Genomic DNA, 1747 nt, shown 5'->3' with positions numbered 1-1747 from the left:
CTGCACCCCCTGCCTCCCCTGCTCTCTTCGCTCACTGGGGTATGCCTGGGTTCTACGTTTTAATAATGTTCAGGCACGTACTTCGCATATCACTTTTGCATTAAATGCTCACTACAGCATCCAAGTAACTAATTAAAGCTTGGTGGCGAACTTAAATTTACTAGAAACTCCAGCAAATTCATCTAGACAAGGCAGATATGAACTCTACTGTATTTTCATCCTTGCATCCATATATTGCTAAAGATGCTAGTGTTGATTGGCAAACTGGAGATATTCCTACTTCCCGAATTGCTAACTTTACTCCAACAATAAAAGCAAATGCGCTTTACTACGATAATAGTGAATGGGCAAGAGGCTATTTTGAAGCCTGTCATCGAGACAAAGCATTTAAAGAATGTTGGCAAGCAGCAAGCGGCAGTTGGGATGACAAAATTGTCGTTGATATAGGTTGTGGGCCTGGAAATTTGTATGCCACATTGGGTGGCTCACCAAGACTGTTAATTGGTGTGGATATCTCTCGCAATTGCCTTAAAATGGCACAAGCAATTGGCTACGCACCCATTCTAGCAGATGCTCACAACTTGCCATTTATTGATGAATTTGCAGATATTGTTGCAGTTAATGCAACATTACACCATTGCGACAACATGAATAAAGTTTTAGCGGAAGCAGCACGTTTGGTTCGTCCTGGCGGATTATTAATTACCGACCATGACCCACAGCAAACTGCTTGGGACTGGAAAGGCCTAGCTATGCTTTTGTACAAAATCCGCGTCCCCATCTATCGATTGATGAGTTTTGGCAAATTTATGTCAACAGCAGAACATGATGCCATGCTTGCTACTGAAACTCATCACCAACCTGGTGATGGTTTAACAACACAATTTTATTACCAAATCTTAGAACCTCTTGGCTTTAGTGTGAAAGTCTATCCTCACAACCACACACTAGGAGCGCAAGTGTTACAGAACAATTATGGGCAAGCACAGTTAAAGTATCGCTACGCTCAATGGTTATCTGGTATTAATTCCAATTCATCTGAGGCAGCGTTATCTTTAATGTGTATTGCCAGACGCAATTAAGAGCAGATAAGTAAGTTAATACTAATATTTCCAGCTAATACCAATTCACGAAAACCTGATACCTATGGATTTATAGTAGGGGCACAGCAATGCTGTGCCCCTACTATAGGACACGCCTGAAGGGGTGACAAAGAGGCTGAAGCTCAGGAAATACAAGAGTGTGACTGTTTTGGGGTAAAAAAAGATAGGTCAGGTATTCTCAACAAGACCTATCAAATGATAATGTTACCTAAATTCTACCAAAACTGCTTTCAAAATGTACTGACACCCGCACAGTACAAGATGTTGGAAATCTTGATTATGCTGTTACAATTTCATAAAACTGTGACAATTGAGAAGCTGGCGACAGTATTTCCCCAACCGATAAAATTTGAGAGTCGGCGACGAAGCATCCAAAGATTTTTATTACTGCCAGAGTTATCAATTCAATACATCTGGTTTCCATTACTCAAAAGATGGGTTAAAAACAGCAGACAATCTCAGGAGAAACAATTGATATTTGCGATTGATAGAACACAGTGGCGTGGTGAAAATGTGTTCGTCATTAGTTTAATAGAACAAAAAAGAGCTATTCCAGTTTATTGGCTATTGTTAACAAAAAGAGGATGTAGCAATCTAGGCGAGCAGAAAAAGTTAATTCGCCCATTGTTGCGGTTATTTAAAGG

At 40.2% G+C, this 1747-nt stretch carries 1 protein-coding gene and 1 pseudogene; both read left to right on the top strand.

Going from position 1 to position 1747, the window contains the following annotated elements; all coding sequences use genetic code 11:
• Positions 1-197 precede the first annotated feature (197 nt).
• Positions 198-1082 (top strand): class I SAM-dependent methyltransferase, encoded by an 885-nt coding sequence (locus I8751_RS17735; RefSeq protein WP_214440445.1) that lies wholly within the window; start codon positions 198-200, stop codon positions 1080-1082.
• Positions 1083-1382: 300 nt separating this feature from the next.
• Positions 1383-1747: pseudogene (locus tag I8751_RS17730) on the top strand (IS4 family transposase); the annotation flags it as partial.

The sequence above is a fragment of the Atlanticothrix silvestris CENA357 genome, from assembly GCF_016056295.1.
GTDB classification, from domain to species: domain Bacteria; phylum Cyanobacteriota; class Cyanobacteriia; order Cyanobacteriales; family Nostocaceae; genus Atlanticothrix; species Atlanticothrix silvestris.
This window is presented reverse-complemented; position numbering and strand designations above follow the sequence as displayed.